Here is a 1,803-nt window from a genome sequence, read left to right as displayed (position 1 = left end):
GATGGTTACATCAACGATGGCGAGCTGGACGGTCAGGTGGACATCACCATCACGCTGGGCGCAGGGACCGCTGTGGGTGACACCATTGTGGTCACCGACCAGGATGGCAACGTCATCTTCTCCGGCCCTGTCACGCAGGAGATGCTGGATAACGGCCTTGACCTGAGCATTGACCCACCGGCCACCGGCACCGAGCTGGACATCACCGCCACCATTACTGACCCGGCGGGCAACAGCGCAGAAGGCAGCGACTCCGCCACCCTGGATTACGGCGTGGGCAGCGGCGCACCGGCGTCACCAACCGTGGTGATTACCGAAGATGCCAACAACGACGGCTACATCAATGATGCGGAGCTCGATGGTGACATCAACATCACCGTCACCCTGGGCGCGGGTACCGCCGTGGGCGACACGCTTGTGGTGACCGACCAGGATGGCAATGAGCTGTTTAACGGCACGGTGACCCAGGCCATGCTGGACAACGGTGTGCCAGTCACCATGACCGCCCCGGACACCGGCACCACCATCACAGTGACCGCCACCGTGACAGACCCGGCGGGTAACACCGCCAATGGCAGCGACAGTGCGACCCTGGATTACGGCGACAGCGCCCCAACCGCCCCGACTGTGGTGATTACCGAAGATACCAACAATGACGGCTACATCGATGGCAGTGAATTAGATGGCCTAGTCGATATCAGCATTACACTTGGAGCTGGTACTGTAGTGGGCGATACCGTCACCGTCACGGATCAGGATGGCAATGTCATCTTTGAAGGAGCTGTCACTCAGGACATGCTCGATAATGGCTTGGATCTGGCTGTTAACCCACCTCTACCTGGCACAACTTTGGAAGTTACCGCCACCGTGACTGATCCTGCGGGCAACAGTGCTCAAGGTTCAGATTCTGCCACCATTCTTGATACCCCAGCGGGTCCAAGTGTCCAAATCACTGAAGACGCCAATAATGATGGCTACATCAACAGTGATGAACTGGATGGCCAGGTGGGTATTCTGGTTCAACTGAGCAGTGATGCTCAGGTAGGCGACACATTGGTCGTCATGGCCAATGGTGTTGAGATATTTAACGGTACCGTCACCCAGGACATGCTGGATAACGGCCTGTCATTGGAGACGGCTCCATTAGCAACCGGCGAAACGCTGACTGTTACCGCCACCCTGACCGATGTCGCGGGGAACTCCTCTCAGGGAAGTGACAGTGCCACCTTCGATTATGGCGATACAGCCCCGGCTGCGCCAACGGTCACCATTACCGAAGATGCCAACGACGATGGCTACATCAATGACGCTGAGCTCAGTGGTCAGGTGAACATCACCGTCACCCTGGCCACCGGCACCGAAGTGGGTGACACCATTGAAGTGACTGACCAGGATGGCAACGTCATCTTCTCCGGCCCGGTCACCCAGGACATGCTGGATAATGGCCTGGACCTGAGCATTGATCCGCCTGCTACCGGCACCGAGCTGGACATCACCGCCACGGTCACCGACAGCGCCGGCAACAGCGCTGAAGGCACTGACTCTGCCACCCTGGATTACGGCGTGGGCACCGGCGCCCCGGCAGCGCCGACCGTCGTGATTACCGAAGATGCCAACAACGACGGCTACATCAACAACACTGAGCTCGATGGTGACATCAACATCACCGTCACCCTGGGCGCGGGGACTGCGGTGGGCGATACCCTGATTGTCACCGACCAGGATGGCAATGAGCTGTTTAACGGCACCGTGACCCAGGCCATGCTGGATAACGGCGTGCCGGTCACTATGACCGCGCCAGCC

Annotated in this window: 1 protein-coding gene; it reads left to right on the top strand. The window is 59.0% G+C overall.

What is annotated here, in order from left to right; genetic code table 11:
- Positions 1-1,803, top strand: a 1,803-nt coding sequence (locus tag L2725_RS23090; RefSeq protein ID WP_249251136.1) for a beta strand repeat-containing protein, incomplete at both ends; no start/stop codon positions are given.

Origin of the sequence: Shewanella corallii, from assembly GCF_023349125.1 — a bacterium.
Taxonomy (GTDB): domain Bacteria; phylum Pseudomonadota; class Gammaproteobacteria; order Enterobacterales; family Shewanellaceae; genus Shewanella; species Shewanella corallii.
This window is presented reverse-complemented; position numbering and strand designations above follow the sequence as displayed.